Below are 26,391 nucleotides of genomic sequence, written 5' to 3'. Positions count from 1 at the left end.
AATCAGGCTAGCGCTCTAGTCCAAAAGAACTAGATAGATCGGCCAGGTTGACTGGAAGCTGATCCCGCTCAATCAACCATTCAAACGCTCAGCGCCGCCCCGCCATCGCGACCATACTTCAAGCCCGGGCATAGGTGGAACGGTCCCTCAACGGAGGCTGAGATGGCAGATGTGACGGAAATGACTTTTACAGGCGACTGGCGGATCGGTGTGACCAGCCGCGACGCCAGCTGGGACCAGCGCGTCGTCATCACCGGCGCGGCGGGCGGCGTGCTGACCCTGGGCGGCAACCCCGGCGCCATGCTCGATGTCTACGGCATCGGGCAAGCGCCCTGGACGCTGAGGATCGAACACAACGATGGCCAGCATGGCTGGCAGGCCAGCTTCTTGCGAAACTCATCGGCCATTGTCGGCATGCGCTATTACTGGGTGGTCGAGTCCGAGGACGACACGTCCCCTGCCAGCGATCGCGACTTCAACGATCTCGTAATACGGCTGGACAAGCTCGGCATGCTGGCGCAGCCGGTGCCGCCGTTCGCCGTCATGCCCGGCACCCTGCAGGCCATGCCCGAAGGCGTGTTCGAGGCGACGCTGGGCCGCTACCTGATGGCGGTGCGGGTGCAGAATATCTGGACGCTGCCGTGGCCCGCTTCCGCGCGCGTGGGCCTGACCGACCGCAGCCGCGCCTGGCTGGCGGCGGCGGGCGTCAACGTCATCGATGCCTGGTCGGTGCGGGATATGGAAGCGCTGGGCCAGTCCGTGGCGGGCGGCCGCGTGCTGGCGGGTTCGCTGGCGCCGTGGAGCCAGCGGATGATCTATTTCAAGGTCGACGTCGCCCAGGCGGCGGTGCGCAAGCACATCGTCGAACTGCAGGTGGTCAGCGACCAGGGCGCCGAGGAACTGGCGCTGATTAACAAGGCTGCGCGCGCGCCGATCTCGGTGTCGCGCACCACCTTCGACCCGGCCCGCTCGGCGTTCGTGGCGCGCTGCGACCAGGGCGTGATGACGGCGTCGATCAGGAAAATGACCGTGGATCTGCGCACCTTCAAGACCGCGGTCGACCTGGCGCGCCGCATGTGGAACGATGGTACGGGAACCGGCGGCGGCACGGGCGGCGGTTCCGGCGGCGGCGGCTCCATGGGCAGATGCAACCGGCTCGCGCTGGAAAAAGCCCGCGAGCAGCTGCGCGCTTTCCTCGAAGGCAAGGAGGTCGACCTGTGCGCCGTGTGGCGGCTGGTCGCCTGTTGCTGCGCGGGCGGCTCCGGCCAGGGCGGCGGCGGCGGCGGTGGCGATGGCGGCGACTGGACCGGCGGGCTCGATCCCGGACTGGGTTTCTTTGCCTGGCCGACCGTGGTCGACTACGGCGTCGACTACACCCATCCATTCACCGGGCAATACGGGCCGATTCCGTTCCAGGATCCATGGTGGAAGATCCTGCTCATCATCATCGCCATCATCCTGTCGCTGGCCGCGGCCGCGTCCGGCGGCGCCGACCTGGTCAACCGCAGCGACGACCGCGTGATCGGCACGCTCACCCGGTCCGTGCTCAATGCGCTGAAGACCAAGCCGGCCAGCCCGCCGCCCATCACCGATCCCGGCTCGGTCGACGCCGCCGTCGTCACGCTCAACGGCCACCGGGGCCTGACGCCGGCGATCTTCAGCGTGCTCGACGCGGCGGCCGGCGAAGCCGCCACCACGCCTATCGTCGCGCTGGGCGGACACATCGACACGCCGGGCACCATCCTCACCAACGCCCAGATCAGCGCGATCTTCCAGAACCTGGCCGATCATCCCGGCGACCCGGCCGCCCAGGACGCGGTCCGCATGTTCAAATCCGGCGCCCGCAGCGGCACCAGCACGGCGGTGCTGGCGTCGGTGGTGCCGATCCAGCCGCGCGGCCCCGAGGACGACGGCAGCACGATCTTCTTCCTCAACCAGCTGAGACTGGTGGCCGACGAAACCGGCGCCGCCACCTCCTGCCCGGGCGACTCCGGTTCGCTGTGGTTCCAGAAAAACAGCCTGGCCGTGATCGGCCTGAATCACGCCGGCGGCGATGGCGCGGAAGCGATCGCCTGCAGGATCGAAGACGTCCTCGCCGCGATGGCGATACGATTCGCATAAGGAGCACAGATCATGTCAGCCCCAGCCAGCAAAGTCACACTCGAACAGGCCGCCGCGTCGGAAACGCTGCGGCTGGCGCACGACCCCAACATCGTCTGCGTGGGCTACGGCCTGAAGCAGGTGGGCGGACAGCCGACCATGGTAGCGGCGCTGCAATACCATGTCCGCTCCAAACGGGCGTCCGAAGCCGAGATCCGTGCGCTGGGCAGCACGCCGGTCGCCGCCGCGGTCGAAGGCTATCAGACCGACGTGCTGCCCTGGACCATGGCGCGCCGCACCGCCTGCCCGAGCGCCCACCGTCCCACCGGCGCGCGCGGCGACAACGAGGAAGACCCGCTGGTCGGCGGCACGTCGACCTCCATCCTGGGCGCCTTCATGTCCTTCCCCACCGCTTACGGCACGCTGGGCGGCATCTGCTTCGACGCGTCGAGCGGCGCATCGATGGCCTTGTCCAACGCCCACGTCTACGGCAGCGACACCGGCCACGACGCCATCCAGCCTTTCACGCCGGTGTCCGACTACGTTGGCGGCGCGGTCGAATGGCTGGCCTGCGGCGGGCCGCTGTCGCACCTGTTCTTCTGGACCGCCCCATCGCCGCTGACCGGCATCCTGACGGCTGCCGCCGCCGGCGCTTGGGTGGCGGCCGCCGCCTCCGACGCCGAAGACCCGAGCCGCTGGGGCCAGCGCACCACCACCGTGCCCGCGCCCGGCGTGACAACCACCCGCGAGCAGATCCACCTGGAGGCGGATGTGCCCCGCATTCCCTTCCCCGGGCGCTACTGGACCACCGCCACGCGCTGGGACTACAGCCGGGTCACCAATGCCGGCGCCACCACCGGATCCATCGCGCAGGACAGGCCCAACGAGCACGTACTGGTCGGCAAACGGGTGTTCACCGACCGCGCCGTCTATGCCGGCGGCGACGCGGTGCGCATCTGCGCCCAGATCTGGACCAGCGCCGGCGAGCGCGATCCGGAGCGCTTCGTCGTCGCGCACAGCTTCCCGATCGCCGATCCCACCCGCGCGGTGCAGCGCGTGCTGCACCAGGACTACGTCTGCGCGCGCATCGACAGCGACACCGATGGCGAACGCAGCACGATCTGCCTGCATGGCTTCACCCATCAGGTGGCCGGCATGGCCCAGGTGAATTTCCCTATCATCGCTGCGCCGTTCGTCTTCATCGGCGAGGATTCGTCGGTCCTGCTCGATCCGGGGCCGGGCAATCCCTCCGGTGTCACGGCGCTGCGGCTGCCGGGGCGCCCGCTGGCCTTCGCCTGCCCGCCGAGCACGCACGTCGAACTGAAGGTGTTCCACTGCGGGACGAAGATCCACGCCACGGCCATCAGCGCCAACAACAGCGCCGTCGACCAGGCCGACGCCCACGGCGAAGCCGGCGAGGTGCAGACCATCACGCTGAGCGGTCCCGAGATCGTCCGCGTCATCCTCGACGCCGGCGACGACGAGGGGGAAGCCTACCTGGCCGAAGTGTGCATCGACAAACGCCGGCTCGATATCGGTCCATGGAAAGGCGTATCGACCTACTACACCGGAAGCTTCACGCTGCCGCTGAACGAAGCGGACGGCAAGTGGGCGGTGGTGGTCGTGACCCAGTCGCTGGACCAGACGCCGACCGGCGGCGATCCGATCCAGGCGGCGCGCCAGCTGGGCGGCATCGTCGACTCGGCCAATGTGGTGGAAACCGGCGAGTGCGCGTGCGAAATCCTGTTCGACCACACCTTCGACGTCCGCAACGACGTCATCATCCTCAAATAAGCGCCGGCGCGGCCGGACAGGCGATGTCGGCCAGCGTGACCGCGTCCAGCGCCGTCAGGTAGGCCAGCACCGCCTGGCCCAGCATGCCCTGCACGCAGCAGCGGCCCGCATGCACGCAGGTGGACTGGCGGGCGTCGAAGCAATCGGCCATATGGAAGTCCGGCTCGCTGGCCCGCACCACCTCGCCGATGCGGATGGCCGACGGCGCGCGCGCCAGCGCTATGCCGCCGTGCCGCCCGCGCACGGTGCGTATCACTCCCGTCAATCCCAGCTGGTACACCACCTTGGTCAGGTGGTGCCTGGACATGCCGTGGCGCTCGGCAATCTCAGCGATGGTCGCCAGCCGGTCCTGCTGCCCTGCCAGGTAGATCAGCGTGCGTAATGTGTAATCGGTGAAGGCGGTCAGGCGCATGGTGGGCTCCGTTGTAGAGGGCAGCGCCATTATTCATGCATCCAAAATATTTGTTCATAACCTGGATCAAGAAAAACCGGGATCGAATATGCATGTTTAAGCGCCGCGCCTAGAATCGGCTCCGTCGATCCGGCCCTTGCCGGTTCGCGCTCCATCCTCTCATCAGCCAACTTAAGGAACCATGCCATGCACGCCACACGCAAGCTCTGGACCTGGCTCGCCATCATCTGCGCCCTCTCCTTCGCCGTTCTCGGCTGGGTGGGTGCGGAAATCTACCTGACGGCGCCGCCCATTCCCAAACACATCACCAGCGTCGACGGCAACGAGCTGTTCGGCGAAGGCCAGGTCGACCGCGGCCAGCAAGCCTGGCTGTCGGCCGGCGGCCAGCAGCTCGGCACCGTCTGGGGCCACGGCAGCTACGTCGCCCCCGACTGGTCGGCCGACTGGCTGCACCGCGAAGCGCTGGCACTGCGCCAGATCTGGGCCAAGCGCGATTTCGGCGCCAGCTTCGACGATCTGAGCAAATCCAACCAGGCCGCGCTGAACGCCCGGCTGAAGGAGGAAATGCGCCGCAACAGCTATGACGCCGCCACCGGCACCATCGTGCTGTCGGCCGACCGCGCCGCCGCCGTCCGCGAAGTCGCCAGCCACTACACCAGCCTGTTCGGCGACGACCGCGCGCTGGACCATCTGCGCGAACAGTACGCGATGAACGCCAATTCGCTGCCCGATCCGGACGACCTCAAGGCCTTGCCGGCCTTCGTGTTCTGGTCGGCCTGGGCTGCCGCCACTGACCGTCCCGGTTCCGTCGACCTTAGCTACACCAGCAACTGGCCGCACGAACCGCTGATCGACAACCGCCCCAGCGCCGGCGCCGGCATCTGGTCCATCGCCAGCATCATCCTGATGATAGGCGCGATTGCCGCCATGGTGATGGTGCACTCGGCCGCCAAGGAAGAAGCCGATCCTGTGCCGCCGAAGACCGATCCGCTGTTCAACCTCAAGCCTACGCCATCCATGCTGGCGACCAAGAAGTACTTCTTCGTGGTCATCGGCCTGATCCTGGCGCAAGTGGGCATGGGCGTCATCACCGCCCACTATGCGGTGGAAGGCCATAGCTTCTTCGGCTACCCGCTGGCGCAGATCCTGCCGTTCGTGGTCAGCCGCACCATCCACACCCAGTTCGCCGTGCTGTGGATCGCCACCGCCTGGCTGGCCACCGGCCTGTACATCGCACCGGCCATCTCCGGCCACGAGCCCAAGTTCCAGAAGCTGGGCGTGAACCTGCTGTTCTACGCGCTGCTGTTCATCGTGGTCGGCTCGACCGCCATGGGCTGGCTCGGTTCGCTGCAACACAAGGGCAATGCCTTCGCCTTCTGGCTCGGCAACCAGGGCCTGGAATTCACCAGCATGGGCCGTATCTGGCAGATCCTGCTGTTCGTCGGCCTGCTGTTCTGGGTCACGCTGCTGGGCCGCGCGCTGTGGCCGGCGCTGGTCAGGAAATCGGAAAGCCGTGGCCTGATCGTCATGGTGTTCCTGGCCGCGCTGTGCATCGGCGGCTTCTACGCCACCTCGCTGACCTGGGGCCAGCACACCCACTACTCGATGATCGAATACTGGCGCTGGTGGCTGGTGCACCTGTGGGTCGAAGGCTTCTTTGAAGTGTTCGCCACAGCCGTCATCGCCCTGCTGTTCACCCGCCTGGGTTTGATCCGCGCATCGACCGCCAACAGCGCCATCGTGCTGGAAACCATCGTGTTCCTGTTCGGCGGCATCCTCGGCACGCTGCACCACCTGTACTTCACCGGCACCCCGACCTTCGTGATCGCCATCGGCGCCATGTTCTCGGCGCTGGAAGTGGTGCCGCTGTCGATGATCGGCGTCGAAGCATGGCGCAACTACCAGCGCTCCAAGGCCGCGCCGTGGGTCAGCACCTACAAATGGTCGATCCTGTGCTTCATCGCGGTCGGCTTCTGGAACACCGTCGGCGCCGGCCTGCTCGGCTTCTCGATCAACACGCCGATCGCGCTGTACTACATGCAGGGACTGAACATGACGGCAGCCCACGGCCATGCCGCGCTGTTCGGCGTGTACGGCATGCTGGGCATCGGCTTGCTGCTGTTCTGCCTGCGCGGCCTGTGTGACCGCCTGGCCTGGTCCGACGCCCTGCTCAAGGTCATGTTCTGGTGCCTGAACCTCGGCCTGGCGATGATGGTGTTCATCTCGCTGGTGCCGGCCGGTATTTACCAGGCCTGGGCCAGCGTTAGCACCGGCATGTGGTTTGCGCGCTCGCCGGAAGTGATCCATTCCAAGCTGATGGAAACGCTGGTCTGGATGCGCGTGCCCGGTGACGTGGTGTTCGCCATCGGCACGCTGTTCCTGGCGCTGTTCGCCTGGCGCCTGCTGACGGCGCGCGGCAACAAGGCCCGCCTGGCGGCGGTGTCCGCAGACCGCGCCTGATCGTTCTTTGCGGGGCGGCTGAGCGGCCGCCCCGCTTTTCTTTTTGAGGAGTCCACCATGCCACACGATTGTTCCCAACCCACCGTCCCGGACGGCATCTATCCCTTCGATGCGCGCGGCGTCGCGCGCCGGCTGCGCCACGCCGCCATCTTCGGCGCGCTCGATGCGCTCAACCCCGGCGAGATCATGCGCTTCTGTAACGACCACGATCCGCTGCCACTGCTGGCGCAGATCCAGCACCGCTACGGCCCGCGCGTGCAGGCCGCCTATGTATCGCGGGTGACGGGCCACGTGATTATCGACTTCCTCGTCACCGAGCACTGAAGCCGCCGCCAATATCGAATTCGACAACCCAGGTCAAGGATTTTGCCGTTTGCTTCCCCTAGCATGGAAGCGCACTCAACTGAGAGTGCGCCCAACAACTAAAGGCGACATAACAATGAAAACGCAATTGAAACTGGTCGCGGCCGGCCTTGCTGGCGCCGTACTTGCCATGACCCACGCCAACCTGGCCGCCGCCCCCGAGGCGGTGCTGCCCACCATCACCCAGGAACTGCTGGCGCCGCCGCTGTTGCCGCCACCGATCACCCGCAAGACTCCGGCCAAGGTGGTGGTCAACCTGACGGTGGAAGAAGTCGAGCGCGAGATCGCCCCCGGCACCCGCTACACCTTCTGGACCTTCGGCGGCACGGTGCCGGGCAAGATGATACGGGTGCGCGAAGGCGACACCGTCGAGCTGCACCTGCTCAACCTGCCGGACAACAAGCTGCCCCACAATATCGACCTGCACGCCGTCACCGGCCCCGGCGGCGGCGCCGCGCAGACGCTGATCGCGCCCGGCAACGAAGCCAGCTTCACCTTCAAGGCGCTGGCGCCCGGCCTGTACGTGTACCACTGCGCCACCGCGCCGGTCGGCATGCACATCGCCAACGGCATGTACGGCATGATCCTGGTCGAGCCCAAGGAAGGCCTGCCGCCGGTGGACCGCGAATACTATGTGATGCAAGGCGAGTTCTACACCAACGGCGCCTACCGCGCGCCCGGCCTGCAGGGCTTCGACATGCAGAAGGCCATCGATGAAAAACCGACCTACGTGCTGTTCAACGGCGCCGACGGCGCGCTGACCGGCGCCAACGCGCTGACCGCCAAGGCCAACGCATGTACTTCGGCGTGGGCGGTCCCAACATCACCTCCAGCTTCCACGTGATCGGCGCCATCTTCGACCGCGTCTACACCGAGGGCGGCAGCCACTACCAGGAGAATGTGCAGACCACGATGGTGCCGTCGGGCGGTTCGACCATCGTCGAGTTCACGCCACGCGTGCCGGGCAACCTGACGCTGGTGGACCATTCGCTGACGCGCGCCTTCAACAAGGGCGCCATCGGTCTGATGGCGGTGAGCGGCCCGGAGCGGCCTGAGATCTACGGCAAGGGCATCAAGAAGGCCTTGCCTGGCGCGGCTGCGGCGGCGACCGCATCTGCGGCTGCCGCCGCCAAGCCGGCCGAGAAGCCTGTCGCCACGGCTGCCGTGAAGGCGGCCGACCGCGCCCAGCAACTGCGCGGCAAGGCGGTCTATGACGCCAACTGCTCGGCCTGCCATCAGGCGGATGGCAAGGGTGTGTCCGGCGTGTTCCCGCCGCTGGCCAATTCCGACTTCTTCCAGCAGCGGCCGTATGAAATGGCGCACATCGTGCTCAACGGGCGCAATGGCGAGATCGTCGTCAACGGCGAGCACTACAACGGCATGATGCCGCCGCAAGACCTCAGCGACGAAGACATCGCGGCCGTCATCAACTATGTCGGCGCCGAGTTGAACAAGGGGGCGCCAGGGCTGACGCCGGCCCAGGTCCGCGACATGCGTAAATCGCGCCAGCCATGAAGCCCCGCGCCGCGCACCGCCTGGCCGCACTGGCGCTGACCCTGTTGGCCGTAGCTGGCGCCGGCAGGGCCATCGCTGGCGATACGGCCATCGGCATGGCCGGGGATGCCGGCTACCGCGCCATCGTCGGCGGCACGCTGCGCAGCGTGCTGCCGGCCGACGGCGTGGCGGCGCCGGCCAGCGTGGCGCCCTATCTGCTGCGCACCCGGCTGGTGACAAACGCCGAGTTCGCAGCTTTCCTTCAACGCACACCGGCCTGGCAGCCCGGCGTCGTACCCGCGCTGATGGCGGCGCCGAGCTATCTTTCGGGCTGGCGCAGCGCCACCGATTACGCACCGCTGGCCGGCGACGCCCCGGTGGTGCGCGTCGGCTGGTACGCCGCCCGGGCTTATTGCGAGTCCGAAGGCGGCCGCCTGCCGCGCTGGTACGAATGGGAATTCGCCGCCGCAGCAGACGCCCACCGCCCAGACGCCCGCGACGATGCCGAATGGCTGGCCCACATCCTCGGCTGGTACGCCGATGCCGGCAAGCAGCCGCCGCGCAGCGTGGCCGCCGGCGAGGCCAACTACTACGGCATCCACGACCTGCACGGTCTGGTGTGGGAATGGGTCGAAGACTACAGCGGCCTGTTCGTCAACGCCGACAGCCGCGCCAACGGCGACCAAAAAATGCTCGACTACTGCGGCGGCGCGGCCGTCTCGCTGGCCGACCGCCGCAACTACGCCATTCTGATGCGCCTGGCCCTGCTGTCCGCGATGGAAGCAAGGCAGGACGGCGCCAACCTGGGATTCCGCTGCGTGCGAGATCCCGCTCCTCACGATCAAGGAAGCAAACCATGAACCATTTCACCTCCATACGCCGCGCCCTGCTGGCCGCCGCGCTGCTGCTGCCGCTGCACGCCTGGAGCGCCCCGGCCGCAGCCAGCCTGCCCGGCAACTCCATCTACCGCCTCGACGCCACGCTGACCGACGCCGGCGGCCAGCACTTCACCCTGCGCGACATGGCGGGCACGCCGGTGCTCATCACCATGTTCTACGGCGACTGTCACGCGGCCTGCCCGATCATCATCGAAACGCTCAAGCGCACGGTGGCCGCGCTGGGGCCAGACGGCAAGCGGCTGCGGGTCCTGATGATCAGCCTGGATCCGCGCCACGACACGCCGGCCACGCTGTCCGGGCTGCTGAAGATGCATCAACTCGATTCATCGCAATTCCGGCTAGTGGTAGCCGACGGCGACAGCCAGACGCGTGCGCTGGCGGCTGTGTTGAACATCAAGTATCGGGTGTTGGAAAGCGGCGAGATCAATCACACCAACCGCATCGCGCTGCTGGACACCAGCGGCACGGTGCAGGTGGACACCACCCGTCTCGATGCCGAGCCCGATCCGGCGTTCGTCAAGCGCGTGGCTGCGCTGATCCGGTAAGGAATTTACTCGGCCAGACGCTCGGGGATAGGCTTGAGCCGGTAATGCTCATGGAAGAACAGATCGGCCTTGTGCTGATCTGAGCAGAAGTTGGTCACTTCCTTGATTTTCCCGTGCTCGAATCGGAAGACCAGGCACCAGGTCAAGTCCAGGCCGCCGCCAGCGGTGCTCCATCCACGGTGGTGGTCGATGACATAGTCGCCCTGCTCTACGATAGCGAAGGGCTGAGCTTGGAACTCAGCTTTTCCAAGCTGATCGAAGAAAGCCAGCACCTCCCTGATGCCGCGCTTCTCGCCTGCGAGAGGGTGATGGCCTGGAATGCGCCAGACGATATCTTCCGTCATGACATCGCTGACCGCAGCGACATTCTTGCTTGCATATGCTTCGAAAAGTGCACCAATCTTTTGAAGGTTCGACATGAAATACTTCCTCTCGTGAGCGATGTAATTCCTGCGTAGAACGGACACCATGCATGGCGCCCCTGATCCGGCCAGGCCGGAACCATTATCAAAATGGCGACGTTAACTTTAAAGCATTTGCAAAATTCCCGCTATCCCAACAATGGGGTCAAGTCTGACATTTGGACACGGCCCCAGCCGTCGCATGCCGATACTGTCGAGTTCGTGTCCAAATGTCAGACTTGACCCCACCCACCTATTTAAGGCGATCTTTCGCGCTGAAGCGTTTTCCGGTGGCGGGATGTACGGCGCCAGCCTTGCCCAGTCCAAATAGCGGCATGTTCGCATAGACGTTCTCGCATGCGCCCGGCGAAATCTTGTACGTCTCATGCCAGATGCCGACATCGCCGGAAGTTCCCACTGCCTGGTTGAACTTTCGCCAGGCCGGAAGGTGCTCGGCGTCCTTATTGGTCGCGTAGGCCAGCAATTGCTCGGACGAGCGCCAGTATTGCACCATGATGGTGGTCCGGCCAAACCACGATTCAAACGACAGCAAGCCCGAGTCCGGCGTAGTCATCAACTCGCGCAGCATCTTCGGCATGGCCAACACGACCGGCAGCCACTTGTGGATTTTCCACGGCTTGTTGATACGCATGCCAATCAGGAAGACCACGAAGTCCCCCTCCACTTCCGCGGTCAGGCGTTCGGAACGAATCATCTACACTCCCATGCGATTAATGTCCGGCAGCCGGATGGCAGCCATTGTAGCCTGTTTGATAACTAACTAGATCAAGTTTTCTGCCAGCCTCCGCCAGCCGCGCAGCGACTTGCCGCGAGCCTTTTGCCGATCAAGCGGAATCCAGATCAAGAAATCTCAACATTGCGTCCTCCACAATTGACGGCACCATATCTAGTGCATAACCTTCTCAAACCAACTAGATATGGGATCAAGGAGAAAGCATGCAAGGATTGTTTCATACGCAGATCACCAAACGCGACGGCAGCGAGCAGGCCTTTTCGCTGGCGAAGATCGAGGCGGCGCTGTTGAGGGCCGGCCGCGCCAGCGGCGAGTTCGACCTGCCCGAAGCTCGCCACCTGGCCGAGTGCGCGCTGCTCCACCTGTCGTCGCTGCGCCCGCAGGAGCACATGACCGTCGAGCTGATACAGGACACCGTCGAACGCGTGCTCTACGACGCCGATTACCGCCACACCCTGCGTCGCTACGTGGTCTACCGCGAACAGCACGCCACATTGCGCCAGGACCGCCACGCGCTGGTCGACGTCGCCGCCTCGATCAACGAATACCTCGACCGCCAGGACTGGCGCGTCAACGCCAACGCCAACCAGGGCTACTCGCTGGGCGGACTGATCCTCAACGTGTCGGGCAAGGTCATCGCCAACTACTGGCTCAACCACGTCTACCCGCCCGAAGTCGGCCGCGCCCACCGCGAGGCCGACCTGCACATCCACGACCTCGACATGCTGGCCGGCTATTGCGCCGGCTGGTCGCTGCGCACCCTGCTCAACGAAGGCCTGAACGGCGTGCCGGGCAAGGTGGAATCGAGCCCGCCGCGCCACATGTCCAGCGCCATCGGCCAGATCGTCAACTTCCTCGGCACCCTGCAGAACGAATGGGCCGGCGCCCAGGCCTTCAGCTCCTTCGACACCTACATGGCGCCCTTCGTGCGCAAGGACAGGCTCGGCTACAACGAGGTCAAGCAGTACATGCAGGAGCTGATCTACAACCTCAACGTGCCATCGCGCTGGGGCACGCAGACACCGTTCACCAACCTCACCTTCGACTGGGTCTGCCCGGACGACCTGCGCGAACAAATCCCCTGCATCGCCGGCGAGGAAATGCCGTTCGCCTACGGCGCGCTGCAAACCGAGATGGACATGATTAACCGCGCCTACATCGAGATCATGATGACCGGCGACGCCAAGGGCCGCGCCTTCACCTTCCCCATCCCGACCTACAACATCACCGAGGACTTCGACTGGGACAGCCCCAACGCCGAACGCCTGTTCGAGATGACGGCCCGCTACGGCCTGCCCTACTTCCAGAACTTCATCAACTCCGAACTCAAGCCGAACATGATACGGTCGATGTGCTGCCGCTTGCAGTTGGACTTGCGCGAGCTGCTCAAACGCGGCAACGGCCTGTTCGGCTCGGCCGAGCAGACCGGTTCGCTGGGCGTCGTCACCATCAATTGCGCGCGCCTCGGCTATCTGCACCGCGGCGACGAGGACGGCCTGCTGGCCGCGCTGGACCGCTTGCTGGAACTGGGCCGCGACAGCCTTGAGATCAAGCGCAAAGTGATCCAGCGCCATATGGACAATGGCCTGTTCCCCTACACCAAGCGCTACCTGGGCACGCTGCGCAACCACTTCTCCACGCTGGGCGTGAACGGCATCAACGAGATGGTGCGCAATTTCGATATGCGCGGCGAGCGCGACATCACCTCCGACTGGGGCCGCGCACTGGCACTGCGCCTGCTCGACCACGTGCGCGCCCGCATGGTCGAATTCCAGGCCGAAACCGGCCATATGTACAACCTGGAAGCCACCCCGGCCGAAGGCACGACCTACCGCTTCGCCAAGGAAGACCGCAAGCGCTATCCGGCGATCCGCCAGGCCGGCACGGAGGACATGCCCTACTACACCAACTCCTCGCAGCTGCCGGTGGGCTACACCGACGATCCCTTCGAGGCGCTGGAGCAGCAGGATGCCTTGCAGCGCAAGTACACCGGCGGCACGGTGCTGCATCTGTACATGACCGAGGCGCTGTCGAGCGCGGACGCCTGCCGCTCGCTGGTGCGGCGCGCGCTGAGCCGCTTCAGCCTGCCTTACATCACGGTCACACCGACCTTCTCGATCTGCCCCAAGCACGGCTACCTCAACGGCAGCCATGCCTACTGCCCGAAATGCGATGCCGAACTGCTGGCCCGCAAACAGGCCGTCAATGCCTGAACTTTTTAAACTCAACCAAGGACTATCATGAACAATCTGCCACAAACCACCATCGCCGAACTCGACAACGCAGAGCGCCAGCCATGCGAGATCTGGACCCGCGTGATGGGCTACCACCGTCCGCTCGCCTCCTTCAACATCGGCAAGCAGGGCGAGTTCCATGAACGTAAATTCTTCAGCGAAGCCGCTGTCAACGCGGGCCGCTGACATGGGCCAGGCCAGCCTCAAGGTGGGCGGCTACACGCCGTTCAGCGCCACCGAATATCCCGGCCTGCTGTCGGCCGTGGTGTTCGTGCAGGGTTGTCCGTGGCGTTGCGGCTACTGCCACAATCCGCACTTGCAGCCGCGCACGAACGCCAGCCCGCTGCCGTGGGTGGACATACTGTCGGCGCTGGAACGACGCGTGGGCTTGCTCGATGCGGTGGTGTTCTGCGGCGGAGAGGCCACGATGGACCCGGCGCTCGCAAGCGCCATCGGCCAGGTGCGGGCACTGGGCTTCAAGATCGGACTGGAAACGGCAGGCATCTATCCTGAGCGCCTGGCCGGCCTGCTGCCGCTGCTCGATTGGGTGGCGCTGGACGTGAAGGCGCCCTTCGCCCACTACAGCGCCGTCACCGGCGTGGCCGGCAGCGGCGATCCGGTGCGCGACAGCATCGCCGCCGTGCTGGCCAGCGGTGTCGATTACGAGTGCCGCACCACCGTGCATCCAGCCCAGCTGCCACCGGCGCAGCTGACGGCGCTGGCGCACACGCTATCCGAACTGGGCGTCGACAACTATGTGTTGCAGGAATTCCGCGCCACCGGCTGCCAGGACCAGGCGCTGCTGACCAGCGCCGTCGCCGGCTATCCGGGCGACGAGCTGCTGGCGCGCATCGCGCCGCTGTTCTCCCGCTTCAGCGTGCGCCGCAACCACTAGGCGCGGGCGCGACGGCCCGGCAGAATGTCGAGCAAGCGGGTCAAGGCCTGCTTGCCCAGTTCCGTCAACGGCAGCGCGGTCGCGTCCAGCGTGTTCTTGACCAGCAATCCCAATTCCGTATCCCCCTGCATCGACAAACGACGCGAGAAGAACAGCGTGTCCGGGTCTTGCTCGCGCCGGGCCAGAGCGATGAAGTCGCGCGTGCAGGCGCCGATTTCCAGGTCCGGCTCGCCCGCCGAACGCAGCGGCGCGAAGCCCTGGCCGCGCCACGTAAAGTCGAAGGACACGCCGCCATCGGTGACGCACACGCGCATATGCTTGCCCTGCAGGCTGGCGCGCACATCGTCCGGCAACTGCGGACGCAGCACCAGATTCAGCGCGGCCACGCACAGCAGCGCGCCGGGATAGGCCGGCAGCAGACGGCCGAACGCCGCCAGCGCCGCAGGCAGCGGCCGCGCCGCGCCGCCCGATTGATGAGTGGTAACGGGATTCATGCTGCGTGCTCCAGGTGATAGTCGAGTCCGGGCTGGCCGTACCAATAGCCGTTGCAGGCGGCGGCCGGCAGCAGCGCTTCCATGGCTAGCGCCGTCGGCGTGGCTTGCGAGGCGCCGCCACGCGCAGCATCGAAAGCCGCGATAATCTGCGACATATGCTGCGACTGCGGGCTCAGCCTCACAACATCGACGCCCATCGCACTCATCTCGCCCATTTCGCCGATCAGGTTGTACACCAGTGCGGACTGGCTCTGGATGCCGTTCAGCACCAGGAATTCCTGCTTCTCCTTGGTCCGCATCATCAGGCCGTCCGGATGCTCGATGCAGCTGAAGCGGCAATCGTCCTTGGGCAGGTTGCGGTTGCGCGCGGTGAAGCAGCGCGCCGAGAACGCCAGCGGCATGCGGCCGAACGCAAACACCTCCGTCTCCATGCCGGCTGGGCGCTGCGCCTGCATATGCCGCAGCCCGCTGCGCCCCATCTCCAGCGGCATGACCCAGCGCTGCGCGCCCAGCCCGTGCAGCAGCGACAGCGTCGGCGGGTTGTAGATGTTCAGATGCGGCCCGGCGACAAAGCCGCCCTGCCCCGACAGCAGCTGCACCGCGCCCATGTCGTTGGCCTCGACCCGGTAGCGGCCGTTGCCCGCCAGCCGGCGCTGGGCGCCGAAGTCGGCGCTCGATTCGATCAGCGCGAGCGAGGACAGCAGCACCTGCTTGCCGCGCGATTCCAGCATGGCCGCCAGGTCCAGCCAGTCGGCGGCGCGCAGTTCGTGGCGGCGCGAGCACACCGTTTCGCCCAGGTAGACGATGTCGACCGGCGTCGCGGCCATCTCTTCATAAAACGCCATCACGTCGGCACGCGGCCAATAGTAGAGCAGCGGACCCAATGCAAGTTTCATCATGGTGACTCCAGGTTTCATTTCCACGAGCGGTGATAGGCGCCCAGCGTGTGCTGCTGCCCCTCCGCCAGGGTGTTCAGTTCGGACATCCAGCCCGGCTTGACCGAGTAGCGCGCGGCGTTGCCCATGCACTGGTCGAGCGCCTCGCGCCAGACCCGCGTCACCTGCGACACATAGGCCGGACTGCGCTGCCGTCCTTCGATCTTGACCGCCCGCACGCCCATCTCCAGCAGCTGCGGCAGCAGTTCCAAGGTGTTCAAGCTGGTCGGCTCCTCGACCGCGTAATAGGTTTCATCCTCGACTTCGAAGCGGCCCTTGCACAGCGTCGGATAGCTGGCGTTTTCCTGCGGCGTGTAGCGGTCGATCATCACGCCGTTCAGGCGCGACTCCAGGCCGTTGGCGTTCTGCTGCCAGCGCACCGCCTTGGCCGGCGAGCATACGCCGTGGGTATTGGGCGATTCGCCGGTCACGTAGGACGACAGCGCGCAGCGGCCCTCGACCATCACGCACAGGCTGCCGAAGCCGAACACTTCGATCTCGACATCGGTGTTCTTCACGACATGCTCGACCTGCGCCAGCGACAGCACCCGTGGCAGCACGGCGCGGGCGATGCCGAAGTGGCGCTGGTAAAAGTTGATCGCCTCGGCGTTGGTGGCCGAGCCTTGCACCGACAGGTGCAGGCGCAGCGACGGATGATGGTCGCACGCATATTGCATCAAGCCGGGATCGGCCAGGATGACGGCATCGACACCGGCCGCGGCGGCGCGGTCGATGGCGCTGCGCCACAGCGCGCTGGTGTCGGGTTGCGGATAGGTATTCAGGGCCAGCAGCACTTTGCGGCCGCGCTCGTGGGCGTAGGCGATGCCGGCCGCGATGGCGGCATCGTCGAAGTTGAGGCCGGCGAAATTGCGCGCATTGGTGGCGTCGCGGAAGCCCAGGTAGACGCAATCGGCGCCGAGATCGACGGCGGCCTTCAACGCCGGCAGGCTGCCGGCGGGACACACCAGCTCAATGGGCCGCGTGGGAGTGGATACGGGAGAGTCGGTTCGATTCATGTGGGGGTTGAGGCACGGGTAAAAAAATCATGGCCAAACGGCGAACGAACTGTATCCCGCCGTCAACCCGGAAATCCTTGATGTGAATCAAAGAAATTCCGCTTCAGCGGGTGGGACAATGCCTACCAGCACATAACGAAGGACAACAGCATGCATACGATCGCCCACTATCTCGATCAGGATCATCGCCGCTGCGACGATCAGTACACCTTGGCCGAGGCCGATATCGCCCGCCGCGACTGGACCTCCGCCGCGCCCCGCTTCACGCTGTTCCTGCGGATGTTCGAGCGCCACCTGGACAAGGAAGAGCGCATCCTGTTCCCCTGCCTGGACCGCGCCATGGGCAATGCCTACGGCCCCACCGCCGTCATGCGCGCCGAGCACGGCCACCTTCGCACCGAGCTGTCCCACATGCGCGCGGCCATCATGCGCCGCGACAGCGACGCCTTCTTCGACCACGCCGACACGCTGCGCGTGCTGATGCGCCAGCACAACCTGAAGGAGGAAGGCATCCTGTATCCGCACGCCGACCGCGTGCTGGAAGGCCAGGCCGAGGCCATCGTCGCCAGCATGGAAGGCCTGGCCCTGGCCGAAGCCGGGAGCCCCGCATGAACGCGCCTGCCGGACATATGGGCAGTACGCGCCTGCTGGACGTGGGCGGCATGGAGCCGCCCGAGCCGATGGTACGCATCCTCGAAGCGATCGACACACTGGGTCCGGACGAGCGCCTGCGCGTGCTGATCGACCGCGATCCGATCCCGCTCTACCGCGTGCTGCAACGCTACGGCTACCAGCACCGCACCACGCCGCAGGCCGACCAGCGCTATGAAGTGCTGATCTGGCTGGTGCCGGACGCCGCCTCCGCATGAAAGCCGCCGACGCTCCGCAGCGCTCGCTGTCGTTCGAACACAATCCGCCGCTGTCGCTGCCGATGCGCTACTTCCTCAGCGCCCCGCTGTTCGCGGCGCTGGCGGCCGCGCTGCTGGCGTGGCAAGGCCCGGCGGCGCTGCTGAGCCGCTGGTCGCCGCAAACGCTGGCACTGACGCACCTGATGGTGCTCGGCTGCCTCAGCATGACGATGGTGGGCGCGCTGTTGCAGATGCTGCCGGTGGTCGGCGGCATCGCCGTGCCGCGCTCGCGCACCGTGGGCGCGCTCGTGCACGCGGGCCTGTGCGCGGGCACGCTGCTGCTGGCGGCCGCCTTCTGGCTTGAACAGCCGCTGCTGTTCCGCTGCGCGATGGCGGCGCTGCTGGGCGCGCTGCTGCTGTTCCTGGGCGCGTGCACGGTCGGCATGTGGCGTCCGCATGCACCCGGCGCCGGCGCGGTGATGGCCGGCATCCGGCTGGCGCTGGCGGCGCTGGTGGTGACGATGGTGTTGGGCGGCATGCTGGCCGGCGCCTTCGCCTGGCCCGGCGCGGCCAACTGGCCGCTGGAACGCCTGACCGACCTGCACGCCATGTGGGGCTTGCAGGGCTGGGTCGGCCTGCTGGTGATCGCGATCGCCTTCCAAGTGGTGCCGATGTTCATGGTCACACCATCCTACCCGGCGCTGCTCACCGGCGGCTACACCACGGCGCTGTTCCTGCTGCTGACGGCGGTATCGCTGTCGAGCGGGCTGGCCGGGCCGGGGCAACTATTCCATCTGGCCAGCCAGGTGCTGCTGGCGACGGGCTACGGCCTGTTCGGCGGATGCACGCTGTATCTGCTGGCACGCCGCAAGCGCCCCAAGGCCGATCCCACCACGCTGTACTGGCGCACCGCCATGGCCAGCCTGCTGGCCGCGCTGGCCGTGTGGCTGTGGCCGGATAGCCAGGCTTCCAATGTGCGGCCCCTGTTGGTGGGCGTGCTGCTGGTGGCCGGTTTCGCGCAGTCCGCCGTGCAGGGCATGTTGTACAAGATCGTGCCCTTCCTGGCCTGGTACCACCTGCGCGAGGCGGCGCCGGACCCGCGCTGCAAGCTGCCCAGCATTACCAAGATCATTCCCGAGCACCGCGCGCAACGCCAATTCTGGACGCATGTGCTGGCCCTGCTATTGCTGGCGGCCGCCTGCTGGCAGCCCGACACGCTGGCGCGGCCGGCGGCGGCGCTGATGTGCGCGTCCTGCCTGTGGCTGTGGTTCAACCTGGCCGGCGCGGCCCGCCTGTACTGGCGGCTGCGCGCTGCGCCCGCTCCATCCTTTTCTGTAAGCGCAACAACATGAGCACCACCAGTTATCTCGACGCCTGCCTGCAACAAGCCAGGCCACGCCTGAACACCATGCTGATCCTGATGTTCAGCGAAGCCCAGTTGTTCGGGCAAAAAAGCCAATGGCTGGGCAGCGCCATCGCGTTGATGGAGCCGCTGGGCTTCCAGGAGCGGGCGATACGCACCGCCCTGTTCCGGCTGGCCGCGCACCAGGCGGTGCGGGTCGAGCGGCACGGCAGGCGCAGCCTGTGCAGGCTGGCTCCGGCCACGGCGGCGGCCGTCGCGGCTGCGCGCCAGCGGCTGGACATACCGCCGGCCCGCAGCTTCGGCGAGGATTGGACCATCCTGGTCAACAGCGGCGGCATCAGCGCGGCGCGCTACGGCGCGGTGCGCAAGCGTCTGCTGACGCTGGACTACTGCCAGCTCGCGCCCAACCTGCTGGCTCGGCCGACGGCTTACCGGGCCAGGGCCGGTGTCGAACGCGACATGCCGGCATCGGAAGAGCATGGTCTGGCATTGTTCGATGTCGGCGGCGCGCAACTGGCGGCGGCAATGCGCCAGCCGCTGTTCGGCCGCAGCGATTGCGATCTGGAGGCGGCCGATGAGTTGTACCGACAGTTCCAGCAACGCTTCCAGCCCTTGTCCAAGCTACTGGCGCAGCATGGGGCGATCAGCGATGAGCAGGCTTTCTTGATACGGCTGCTGGTCAGCCACGGCTACCAGCACTGCCGCCGCAGCGATCCGCTGTTGCCGCAGGAATTTCTGCCGGCTACCTGGCAAGCGATGGCGGCCTACCAGACCTACACCGCGCTGTACTGCGGCTGCGCGAGCCAGGCCCGGCGCCATATCCAGACGGTGACGGCGGCCGTGGCGGCAGCGGGCCAGCCCACAGCCGCCGCGCCCCGGCTGCGGCGCGCGCTACTCACATCGGACAGTCTGGTGGCGGCATAAGGCGGGGCCGCGCCTAGTCCTTATTGCCGATTGCGCCGCCGGCCGGCGTCCGGCCACAATACCCACATCCATTCCAGGAGAAAAAGCATGGAGTCTATGGCAGAGGACTTTTACAACGGTCCTACCTTGAGCATCACGATCAGCCGCGAAGGCAGCCGTGTCCACCGCCTGATCGACGACACCTGTTACCCGCTGCGCGCCAGCAAGCTGACGGTGCGCCGCGATCCGATGGTCGAAGCGCTGTTCGGCGCGGCAGGCGTACCCGCTCCGCTGGCCGGCGCGGCGATGCCGGCAAGGAAACGCTGAACCGGCAACCGTCGTTCCCGCGAAAGCGGGAACCCATACGCCGCATGCTCGCCGAGGCCGTATGGATTCCCGCCTGCGCGGGAATGACGGAATCTTAGGCGGCCGGCGCGTTGCGGTACATGGCGGCGTACTTGACGCCAAAGTACACGATGTAGCAGTAACACACGGCCGGCACCAGGAACGAGGTGTACAGCCCAGCCACATCGGCCACATAACCCTGCACGAACGGCACGATGGCGCCGCCCACGATAGCCATGCACAGCACGCCCGAACCCTGTCCGGTGAACCGGCCCAGGCCGTTAAGCGCCATGCTGAAGATGGTCGGGAACATGACCGAATTGAACACGCCCACCGCGATAATGGCCCACATCGCCACGTGCCCCTTGCTCAGGATAGCCAGCAAGATCAGCGCGATGGAAACAGCCGCATTGAAAGCCAAGGTCTTGCCCGGGCTGATGTAGCGCATCACGGCGAAGCCGATAAAGCGGCCCACCATGGCGCCACCCCAGTAGTAGCTGACGTAGTGCGCGGCCGCGCTCGGCGCCAGGCCGGCCACATCGGCCTCGCCGAGGAAGTTGATCAGGAAGCTGCCAATGCTCACCTCGGCGCCGACATAGACGAAGATACCGATCGCGCCAAGCACCAGATGGCGATACGAGAACAGCGACGCCTTCAACGGCGCACCCGGCGCGTCATCCTGCGCGGCGGTGTCGGCATAGGCGATCTTCGGCAAACGCACCAGCGCGAACAGCACCGCCAGCATCAGCAAGGCCGCGCACAGCGCCAGATACGGGCCGCGCACCGAGCCGGCCTGCTGGGCCTGGTAAGCCACTTGCTCAACGCTAGGCAGTTGCGCGAACTGCACCTCGGTCAGCACGCCGCCCGACAAGATCAGCAAGCCGCCCAGCGTGGGCGCGATGGCCGTGCCGAGCGAATTGAACGCCTGCGTCAGGCTCAAACGGCTCGACGCCGTGGCCGGATCGCCCAGCACCGTCACGTAGGGATTGGCCGCCACCTGCAACACCGTGATGCCGGCCGCGAGCACGAAGAAGGCGAACAGGAACATGCCGTAGCCGCCCGTCGAAGCCGGGTAGAACAGCGCGCAGCCGGCGGCGGCGATCACTAAACCGGCCACCGCGCCGTTCTGGTAGCCCAGCCGTTTAATCAGCATGCCGGCCGGCAGCGAGACGATGAAATACGCGCCGAAGAAGCAGAACTGCACCAGCATCGCCTGCACATAGTTCAGCGAATACACCGCCTTGAGGTGGGGAATCAGCACGTCGTTTAGCGACGTCAGCAGCCCCCACAGGAAAAACAGCAGTGTCACGATCATCAAGGGCGCGGTGTTGCTGCCGCCTTGCGTGTCGCCGCGCTGGGCGACGCCCATTCCTGAAATATGTTCCATGTTTCGATCTCCGTGGTCTTGTTGTTCTGTCGCCTGTCCAGCCGGCGCCACGAATTTTCCATGGCCGCCGCGGCCAGGTCAAACACTGCCTCGGCGGGAGCGCCAGTTTCGCGAGATTCACTAAACAAGCGCGGCCTCGCGCGCGGGGCGAACAGCAGCGTGTTTAGTGAAACGCGATAAACTGAGCCGTCCGCGAAAGATTCCCTCTCTGCGGCGTTTTTCGCTGTGATTAAATCGCGCCACGGTCTACCAGTGGACTGTAACGGATGAAACGGTAGTGCAGGACGCGCGGGCGGCGTGCAGGGCAAGGCGCAAAGCACAGCAATAGCGAGCTATTGCGAGCATTTGCAACGCCGCCATGCGCGGCGATCCGCGTGGCAGGCACTACCGTTTCATTCGTTACAGTTCACTAGAACCCTTCCCGCAAACTAACCACAAGCGATAATGGCCCCGAATTTCCTCTCCCGCGATGTACTGCTGGCGCATGTGCGCCACACGATGGCCTTCTACGATCCCCGCTGCGTCGACCCGAGCGGCGGCTTCTATCACTTCTACCAGGACGACGGCACGGTCTACGACCGCCACACCCGCCATCTGGTCAGCAGCACGCGCTTCATCTTCAACCATGCGATGGCCTATCGCCACTTCGGCCTGCCGGAATACCAGCAGCGCGTGCGCCACGGCATCGCCTTCCTGCGCGACGTGCACCGCAACCCGCAGACCGGCGGCTACGCCTGGGAACTGTGCTGGAACGGCACCGACAAGCTGATCACCGACGCCACCAACCACTGCTACGGCCTGGCCTTCGTGCTGCTGGCCTACGCCCACGCCAGCATGGCCGGCGTCAGCGAGGCCAACGACTACATCGCCGAAACCTTCGCGCTGATGGAGCAGCGCTTCTGGGACGAAGGCCACGGCCTGTACGCCGACGAAGCCAGCGGCGACTGGTCGGAACTGGCGCCGTATCGCGGCCAGAACGCCAATATGCACGCCTGCGAGGCGCTGATCGCCGCCTTCGAGGCCACCGGCCACCGCCCCTACCTGCTGCGCGCCGAGACGCTGGCGCACAACATCACGGTGCGCCAGGCGGCCCTGTCCGGCGGCCTGATCTGGGAACACTACCGCGCCGACTGGTCGGTCGACGCCGACTACAACAAGGACAACCGCAACAACATCTTCCGTCCGTGGGGCTACCAGCCCGGCCACCTGACCGAATGGTGCAAGCTGCTGCTGATCCTGGAACGCCACCAGGCCCACCTGGCGCGCCAGCCGGAATGGCTGCTGGAACGGGCCCGCGCGCTGTTCGACGCCGCCGTCGGCAGCGCCTGGGACGCCGAGCACGGCGGCCTGTACTACGGCTTCGCGCCGGACGGCTCCATCTGCGACGGCGACAAGTATTTCTGGGTGCAGGCCGAATCGCTGGCCGCCGCCGCCCTGCTGGCGCACCGCAGCGGCGACGCCGTCTACTGGGACTGGTACCAGCGCCTGTGGGACTACAGCTGGCAGCACTTCGTCGACCACAAGCACGGCGCCTGGTACCGCATCCTGGCGGCCGACAACAGCAAGATCTGCATCTACAAGAGCCCGGCCGGCAAGACCGACTACCACACCATGGGCGCCTGCTACGAAGTGCTGAACGTATTGGGCAACGAGCATGGTTGATGTCGCACTGCCGAGCTTTGTCGTGGCCGGCGAGGCGCTCACCGACATGATCGTCGACGAGGACGGCGGCCAGCATTGGACCAGCCAGGTCGGCGGCTCCGGCTGGAACGTAGCGCGCGTGATGGCCGGCCTGGACGTGCCGACCGCCTTCGCCGGCGCCATCAGCACCGACGTCTTCGGCGAGGCGCTGTGGCAGGCCAGCACGGCAGCGCGGCTGGACCTGCGCTTCCTCCAGCGCCTGCCCAAGGCGCCGCTGCTGGCGGTGGTGCACCGGCGCTCGCCGCCCAGCTACTTCTTCATCGGCAGCGACAGCGCCGACCTGCACTTCGATCCGGCGCAGCTGCCGGCCGGCTGGATGGGCCAGGCGCGCTGGGTGCATTTCGGCGGCATCAGCCTGGCCCGCGAACCGCTGGCCGGCAAGCTGGTGGCGCAGGCGCAGACGCTCAAGGACGCCGGGGTACGCATCAGCTACGACCCCAACTTCCGCAAGCTGATGGACGCCGGCTATGACGCCACGCTACGCCGCATGGCCGGGATGGCCGACGTCATCAAGGTGTCCGACGAAGATTTGGCCGGCCTGTTCCGCACCTTTGATGTCGACGCCGCGCTGGCCACGCTGCGCAGCTGGAATCCCGAAGCGATCTGCCTCTACACCCGGGGCGAGGCTGGCGCCGAGCTGCACATCGGCGCCCAGCGCTGGAGCGCGCCGGCCGTGCCGGTCATGGTAGCCGACACCGTCGGCGCCGGTGACGCCAGCATCGCCGGTTTGCTGTACAGTCTGATGCGCAAGCCGCTGGACACGCCCGAGGAACACCTGCGCTTCGCGGTCGCCGCCGGCGCGGCCGCCTGCCAGGGCCACGGCGCCACCCCGCCGTCGCTGGCCGCGATCCGGCAACTGCTGTAGGCAAGCGCTGTAAGCACCAGGCCACGCCTGCCCGGCGCGGCCCTTTTCACTACCGATCACCTGGAGCCGCCTCCATGCATACCCGTACCGTTCTGCTGCTCGCCCTGATAGCGCCGCTTGCCGGCGCCGCCGACCTGAGCGTGCAATCCCCCGACGGCGCCGTCGTCGTCACCGTCAGCGACAACCGCGCCCATCCCAGCTACAAGGTCAGCTACCGTGGCAAGGAAGTCATCGCCAACTCGCGCCTGGGCCTGGTGTTCAAGGACCAGGCCGCGTTCGGCGACGGCTACCGCATCGTCGCCAGCGCGCCCGCCTCGGCCGACACGCAATGGACCCAGCCCTGGGGTGAACGCAAGCTGGTGCGCGACAAGCACAACGAGCTGCGCGTGGACTTCGGCGGCAGCGGCAACGCTGGCAGTAGCGCCACCGGCCGCTTCACGGTACGCTTCCGCGTCTTCGACGACGGCATCGGCTTCCGCTACGAGGTGCCCAAGCAGCCCGGCATGGACCAGGTCGAGATCGTCGACGAGTCCAGCGAGTTCGTGCTGCCCGAGGTCGACGCCACGCGCGCCTGGTGGATCCCGGCCCGCGCCTGGCGCAGCCTGGAATACCTGTACCGCAACACCTCGCTGCGCGAAGCGGTCCACGTCGAAACGCCGTTCACCATGCGCCTGGCCTCGGGCGTGCACCTGAGCATCCACGAAGCGGCGCTGACCGACTACGCGTCCATGACGCTGGCGCAACAGCGCGACGGCGTTTTCAAGGCCGACCTGACGCCGTGGTATGACGGCATCAAAGTCAAGACCCGCACCGATTTCAAATCGCCGTGGCGCACCGTGCAGATCGCCCCGGACGCGCCGTCGCTGCTAAACTCCGACCTGATCCTGAACCTGAACGAACCGAACAAACTGGGCGACGTCTCCTGGGTCAAGCCGGGCAAATACGTCGGCATCTGGTGGGCCATGCACCTGTGGCAAAAGACCTGGTCGTCCGGCGACAAGCACGGCGCCACCACCGCCGAAACCAAGCGCTATATGGACTTCGCCGCCAAGTACGGCTTCGCCGGCGTGCTGGTCGAGGGGTGGAACGTGGGCTGGGACGGCGAATGGCCCGACAACGGCGACCTGTTCAAGTTCACCCAGCCCTATCCCGACTTCGACATGAAAGCCATCGCCGCCTACGGCAAAAAGACCGGCGTACAGCTGATCGGCCACCACGAAACCTCGGGCGCGGTCAGCCACTACGCCAGCCAGATGGACGCCGCCTACGACTACTACCGCGACAACGGCGTAACGCAGGTGAAGACCGGCTACGTGGCCGACAACGCCAAGATCAAGCGCATCGACGAGCAGGGCCGCGTACGCTACGAATGGCACGACGGCCAGTACATGGCCGGCGAATACCTGCGCTCGGTCGAGCAGGCGGCCAAGCGCCACATCAGCATCGACACCCACGAGCCGATCAAGGACACCGGCCTGCGCCGCACCTATCCGAACTGGATCACCCGCGAAGGCGCGCGCGGCCAGGAATACAACGCCTGGGGCTTCCCGCCGAACCCGCCCGAACACACCGCCATCCTGCCGTTCACGCGCATGCTGTCCGGGCCGTTCGACTACACGCCGGGCATCTTCAACCTGAAGCCCAACGGCGAGACCTCCGAGAACCGCGTGCGCTCGACGCTGGCCAAGGAACTGTCGCTGTACGTGGTGCTGTACAGCCCCATCCACATGGCGGCCGACCTGCCGGAAAACTACGAGGCGCGGCGCGACGCCTTCCAGTTCATCGTCGACGTGCCGACCGACTGGGAGCAGAGCCGCGCCATCGCCGGCGAGGTGGGCCAGTACGTCGCCATGGCGCGCCAGCAGCGCGGCGGCAACGACTGGTTCCTCGGCGCGCTCAGCAACGAGACTGCGCGCACGCTCAACCTCAAGCTGGACTTCCTGGCGCCGTCCAAGCGCTACCAGGCGCAGATCTACCGCGACGGCGCCAAGGCCCACTGGGATACCAACCCTTACGACATCGTCATCGAAACCCGCGAAGTGGGCCGCGAAGACATGCTGGCGCTGTGGCTGGCGCCCGGCGGCGGCGCGGCCGTGCGCTTCAAGGCGCTCGACAAGTAAGCGCCACGGCGGGCCGTGTTTACTAAAAGCCGTTAAACTGCCCGCCGTTTTTCCGCCCGCGTT

The 26,391-nt window shown here is 66.2% G+C and carries 22 protein-coding genes and 2 pseudogenes; 17 read left to right on the top strand and 7 right to left on the bottom strand.

Annotated elements, in window-relative coordinates; translation table 11 throughout:
• The first annotated feature begins 162 nt into the window (after positions 1-162).
• Together GEV02_RS01020 and GEV02_RS01015 are read left to right on the top strand one after the other, a co-directional pair.
• On the top strand, positions 163-2,121 hold the full coding sequence (locus tag GEV02_RS01020; RefSeq protein WP_174998919.1) for a hypothetical protein: 1,959 nt from the start codon (positions 163-165) through the stop codon (positions 2,119-2,121).
• A gap of 12 nt (positions 2,122-2,133) precedes the next feature.
• Positions 2,134-3,894, top strand: coding sequence for a hypothetical protein (locus GEV02_RS01015; RefSeq protein WP_152836097.1), 1,761 nt, complete (start codon positions 2,134-2,136; stop codon positions 3,892-3,894).
• Here the strand turns inward: GEV02_RS01015 and GEV02_RS01010 are convergent.
• The gene (locus GEV02_RS01010) at positions 3,887-4,306 is read right to left on the bottom strand and encodes an Rrf2 family transcriptional regulator (RefSeq protein ID WP_152836096.1); all 420 of its coding nucleotides are present in this window, start codon (positions 4,304-4,306) and stop codon (positions 3,887-3,889) included. The two genes, GEV02_RS01015 and GEV02_RS01010, sit on opposite strands and share 8 nt — an antisense overlap.
• 186 nt (positions 4,307-4,492) lie before the next feature.
• On the opposite strand from GEV02_RS01010, the gene GEV02_RS01005 reads away from it, so the two are divergent.
• The 5 genes and pseudogenes from GEV02_RS01005 to GEV02_RS00985 all read left to right on the top strand — a co-directional run bounded on the left by GEV02_RS01005 (position 4,493) and on the right by GEV02_RS00985 (position 10,067).
• A complete protein-coding gene (locus GEV02_RS01005; RefSeq protein ID WP_152836095.1) occupies positions 4,493-6,766 on the top strand; it encodes a nitric-oxide reductase large subunit in 2,274 nt (757 codons plus the stop codon).
• A 57-nt stretch (positions 6,767-6,823) separates the two neighbouring features.
• Positions 6,824-7,090, top strand: coding sequence for a DUF2249 domain-containing protein (locus GEV02_RS01000; RefSeq protein WP_152836094.1), 267 nt, complete (start codon positions 6,824-6,826; stop codon positions 7,088-7,090).
• A 169-nt stretch (positions 7,091-7,259) separates the two neighbouring features.
• A pseudogene (gene nirK, locus GEV02_RS33785) lies at positions 7,260-8,644 on the top strand (copper-containing nitrite reductase).
• Positions 8,641-9,483, top strand: coding sequence for a formylglycine-generating enzyme family protein (locus GEV02_RS00990; RefSeq protein ID WP_152836093.1), 843 nt, complete (start codon positions 8,641-8,643; stop codon positions 9,481-9,483). Before nirK ends, GEV02_RS00990 begins: the two are co-directional and overlap by 4 nt.
• Positions 9,480-10,067, top strand: a complete 588-nt coding sequence (locus GEV02_RS00985; protein WP_152836092.1) for an SCO family protein — start codon at positions 9,480-9,482, stop codon at positions 10,065-10,067. The genes GEV02_RS00990 and GEV02_RS00985 overlap by 4 nt, the downstream gene beginning before the upstream one ends.
• A 5-nt stretch (positions 10,068-10,072) precedes the next feature.
• Here GEV02_RS00985 and GEV02_RS00980 read toward each other — a convergent pair whose 3' ends face one another.
• Positions 10,073-10,486 (bottom strand): nuclear transport factor 2 family protein, encoded by a 414-nt coding sequence (locus tag GEV02_RS00980; RefSeq protein ID WP_174998917.1) that lies wholly within the window; start codon positions 10,484-10,486, stop codon positions 10,073-10,075.
• Positions 10,487-10,721: 235 nt separating this feature from the next.
• Entirely contained in the window at positions 10,722-11,183 is a 462-nt protein-coding gene (locus GEV02_RS00975; protein WP_152836090.1) for a DUF4188 domain-containing protein, read from the bottom strand.
• A 242-nt stretch (positions 11,184-11,425) separates the two neighbouring features.
• Between GEV02_RS00975 and GEV02_RS00970 the strand changes: the two are divergent.
• Both GEV02_RS00970 and GEV02_RS00960 read left to right on the top strand, forming a co-directional pair.
• Positions 11,426-13,642 (top strand): annotated as a pseudogene (locus GEV02_RS00970) (ribonucleoside triphosphate reductase).
• Between the two features lies 1 nt (position 13,643).
• On the top strand, positions 13,644-14,351 hold the full coding sequence (locus GEV02_RS00960; protein ID WP_152836088.1) for an anaerobic ribonucleoside-triphosphate reductase activating protein: 708 nt from the start codon (positions 13,644-13,646) through the stop codon (positions 14,349-14,351).
• Here GEV02_RS00960 and ubiT read toward each other — a convergent pair.
• From ubiT to ubiU, 3 genes are read right to left on the bottom strand one after another with little or no spacing between them, the layout of a single operon-like run.
• Positions 14,348-14,845, bottom strand: a complete 498-nt coding sequence (gene ubiT, locus GEV02_RS00955) for a ubiquinone anaerobic biosynthesis accessory factor UbiT (RefSeq protein WP_152836087.1) — start codon at positions 14,843-14,845, stop codon at positions 14,348-14,350. The two genes, GEV02_RS00960 and ubiT, sit on opposite strands and share 4 nt — an antisense overlap.
• On the bottom strand, positions 14,842-15,744 hold the full coding sequence (locus tag GEV02_RS00950; RefSeq protein WP_152836086.1) for a U32 family peptidase: 903 nt from the start codon (positions 15,742-15,744) through the stop codon (positions 14,842-14,844). Before GEV02_RS00950 ends, ubiT begins: the two co-directional genes overlap by 4 nt.
• Positions 15,745-15,758: 14 nt before the next feature.
• Positions 15,759-16,796: a ubiquinone anaerobic biosynthesis protein UbiU gene (gene ubiU, locus GEV02_RS00945; protein ID WP_152800856.1), complete on the bottom strand. Its 1,038-nt coding sequence runs from the start codon at positions 16,794-16,796 to the stop codon at positions 15,759-15,761.
• Positions 16,797-16,946: 150 nt separating this feature from the next.
• On the opposite strand from ubiU, the gene GEV02_RS00940 reads away from it, so the two are divergent.
• The 5 genes from GEV02_RS00940 to GEV02_RS00920 all read left to right on the top strand — a co-directional run bounded on the left by GEV02_RS00940 (position 16,947) and on the right by GEV02_RS00920 (position 20,237).
• On the top strand, positions 16,947-17,408 hold the full coding sequence (locus tag GEV02_RS00940; RefSeq protein WP_152836085.1) for a hemerythrin domain-containing protein: 462 nt from the start codon (positions 16,947-16,949) through the stop codon (positions 17,406-17,408).
• A complete protein-coding gene (locus tag GEV02_RS00935; RefSeq protein WP_152836084.1) occupies positions 17,405-17,665 on the top strand; it encodes a DUF2249 domain-containing protein in 261 nt (86 codons plus the stop codon). Before GEV02_RS00940 ends, GEV02_RS00935 begins: the two co-directional genes overlap by 4 nt.
• Entirely contained in the window at positions 17,662-18,996 is a 1,335-nt protein-coding gene (locus GEV02_RS00930) for a permease (RefSeq protein WP_152836083.1), read from the top strand. Before GEV02_RS00935 ends, GEV02_RS00930 begins: the two co-directional genes overlap by 4 nt.
• Entirely contained in the window at positions 18,993-19,931 is a 939-nt protein-coding gene (locus GEV02_RS00925; RefSeq protein WP_152836082.1) for a PaaX family transcriptional regulator C-terminal domain-containing protein, read from the top strand. Before GEV02_RS00930 ends, GEV02_RS00925 begins: the two co-directional genes overlap by 4 nt.
• A gap of 87 nt (positions 19,932-20,018) precedes the next feature.
• Positions 20,019-20,237 (top strand): hypothetical protein, encoded by a 219-nt coding sequence (locus GEV02_RS00920; protein ID WP_152800846.1) that lies wholly within the window; start codon positions 20,019-20,021, stop codon positions 20,235-20,237.
• A gap of 94 nt (positions 20,238-20,331) precedes the next feature.
• Here GEV02_RS00920 and GEV02_RS00915 read toward each other — a convergent pair whose 3' ends face one another.
• Complete coding sequence (locus tag GEV02_RS00915; RefSeq protein WP_152836081.1) at positions 20,332-21,642, bottom strand: sugar MFS transporter; 1,311 nt, start codon at positions 21,640-21,642, stop codon at positions 20,332-20,334.
• 444 nt (positions 21,643-22,086) lie between these two features.
• Between GEV02_RS00915 and GEV02_RS00910 the strand changes: the two genes are divergently transcribed.
• From GEV02_RS00910 to GEV02_RS00900, 3 genes are all read left to right on the top strand, one after another.
• Positions 22,087-23,304 (top strand): AGE family epimerase/isomerase, encoded by a 1,218-nt coding sequence (locus tag GEV02_RS00910; RefSeq protein WP_152836080.1) that lies wholly within the window; start codon positions 22,087-22,089, stop codon positions 23,302-23,304.
• Entirely contained in the window at positions 23,297-24,208 is a 912-nt protein-coding gene (locus GEV02_RS00905) for a carbohydrate kinase family protein (RefSeq protein ID WP_152836079.1), read from the top strand. The genes GEV02_RS00910 and GEV02_RS00905 overlap by 8 nt, the downstream gene beginning before the upstream one ends.
• Positions 24,209-24,282: 74 nt before the next feature.
• Positions 24,283-26,328, top strand: a complete 2,046-nt coding sequence (locus tag GEV02_RS00900; RefSeq protein WP_152836078.1) for a glycoside hydrolase family 97 protein — start codon at positions 24,283-24,285, stop codon at positions 26,326-26,328.
• The last annotated feature ends 63 nt before the right edge of the window (positions 26,329-26,391 follow it).

This window comes from Rugamonas aquatica (assembly GCF_009380215.1).
Lineage (GTDB): Bacteria > Pseudomonadota > Gammaproteobacteria > Burkholderiales > Burkholderiaceae_D > Rugamonas > Rugamonas aquatica_B.
Note: the sequence above shows the minus strand (reverse complement) of the source record. Positions and strands in the feature narration are given on the sequence as shown.

Excerpts from the sequence above, each read along its gene's own strand:
- GEV02_RS00910 (WP_152836080.1), top strand. The coding sequence starts at position 22,087 with ATGGCCCCGAATTTCCTCTCCCGCGATGTACTGCTGGCGCATGTGCGC.
- GEV02_RS01020 (WP_174998919.1), top strand. The coding sequence starts at position 163 with ATGGCAGATGTGACGGAAATGACTTTTACAGGCGACTGGCGGATCGGT.
- ubiU (WP_152800856.1), bottom strand. The coding sequence starts at position 16,796 with ATGAATCGAACCGACTCTCCCGTATCCACTCCCACGCGGCCCATTGAG.
- GEV02_RS00950 (WP_152836086.1), bottom strand. The coding sequence starts at position 15,744 with ATGATGAAACTTGCATTGGGTCCGCTGCTCTACTATTGGCCGCGTGCC.
- GEV02_RS00980 (WP_174998917.1), bottom strand. The coding sequence starts at position 10,486 with ATGTCGAACCTTCAAAAGATTGGTGCACTTTTCGAAGCATATGCAAGC.
- GEV02_RS01005 (WP_152836095.1), top strand. The coding sequence starts at position 4,493 with ATGCACGCCACACGCAAGCTCTGGACCTGGCTCGCCATCATCTGCGCC.
- GEV02_RS00925 (WP_152836082.1), top strand. The coding sequence starts at position 18,993 with ATGAGCACCACCAGTTATCTCGACGCCTGCCTGCAACAAGCCAGGCCA.
- ubiT (WP_152836087.1), bottom strand. The coding sequence starts at position 14,845 with ATGAATCCCGTTACCACTCATCAATCGGGCGGCGCGGCGCGGCCGCTG.
- GEV02_RS00985 (WP_152836092.1), top strand. The coding sequence starts at position 9,480 with ATGAACCATTTCACCTCCATACGCCGCGCCCTGCTGGCCGCCGCGCTG.
- GEV02_RS00905 (WP_152836079.1), top strand. The coding sequence starts at position 23,297 with ATGGTTGATGTCGCACTGCCGAGCTTTGTCGTGGCCGGCGAGGCGCTC.
- GEV02_RS01000 (WP_152836094.1), top strand. The coding sequence starts at position 6,824 with ATGCCACACGATTGTTCCCAACCCACCGTCCCGGACGGCATCTATCCC.
- GEV02_RS01010 (WP_152836096.1), bottom strand. The coding sequence starts at position 4,306 with ATGCGCCTGACCGCCTTCACCGATTACACATTACGCACGCTGATCTAC.
- GEV02_RS00975 (WP_152836090.1), bottom strand. The coding sequence starts at position 11,183 with ATGATTCGTTCCGAACGCCTGACCGCGGAAGTGGAGGGGGACTTCGTG.
- GEV02_RS00960 (WP_152836088.1), top strand. The coding sequence starts at position 13,644 with ATGGGCCAGGCCAGCCTCAAGGTGGGCGGCTACACGCCGTTCAGCGCC.
- GEV02_RS00935 (WP_152836084.1), top strand. The coding sequence starts at position 17,405 with ATGAACGCGCCTGCCGGACATATGGGCAGTACGCGCCTGCTGGACGTG.
- GEV02_RS00900 (WP_152836078.1), top strand. The coding sequence starts at position 24,283 with ATGCATACCCGTACCGTTCTGCTGCTCGCCCTGATAGCGCCGCTTGCC.
- GEV02_RS00915 (WP_152836081.1), bottom strand. The coding sequence starts at position 21,642 with ATGGAACATATTTCAGGAATGGGCGTCGCCCAGCGCGGCGACACGCAA.
- GEV02_RS01015 (WP_152836097.1), top strand. The coding sequence starts at position 2,134 with ATGTCAGCCCCAGCCAGCAAAGTCACACTCGAACAGGCCGCCGCGTCG.
- GEV02_RS00940 (WP_152836085.1), top strand. The coding sequence starts at position 16,947 with ATGCATACGATCGCCCACTATCTCGATCAGGATCATCGCCGCTGCGAC.
- GEV02_RS00920 (WP_152800846.1), top strand. The coding sequence starts at position 20,019 with ATGGAGTCTATGGCAGAGGACTTTTACAACGGTCCTACCTTGAGCATC.
- GEV02_RS00930 (WP_152836083.1), top strand. The coding sequence starts at position 17,662 with ATGAAAGCCGCCGACGCTCCGCAGCGCTCGCTGTCGTTCGAACACAAT.
- GEV02_RS00990 (WP_152836093.1), top strand. The coding sequence starts at position 8,641 with ATGAAGCCCCGCGCCGCGCACCGCCTGGCCGCACTGGCGCTGACCCTG.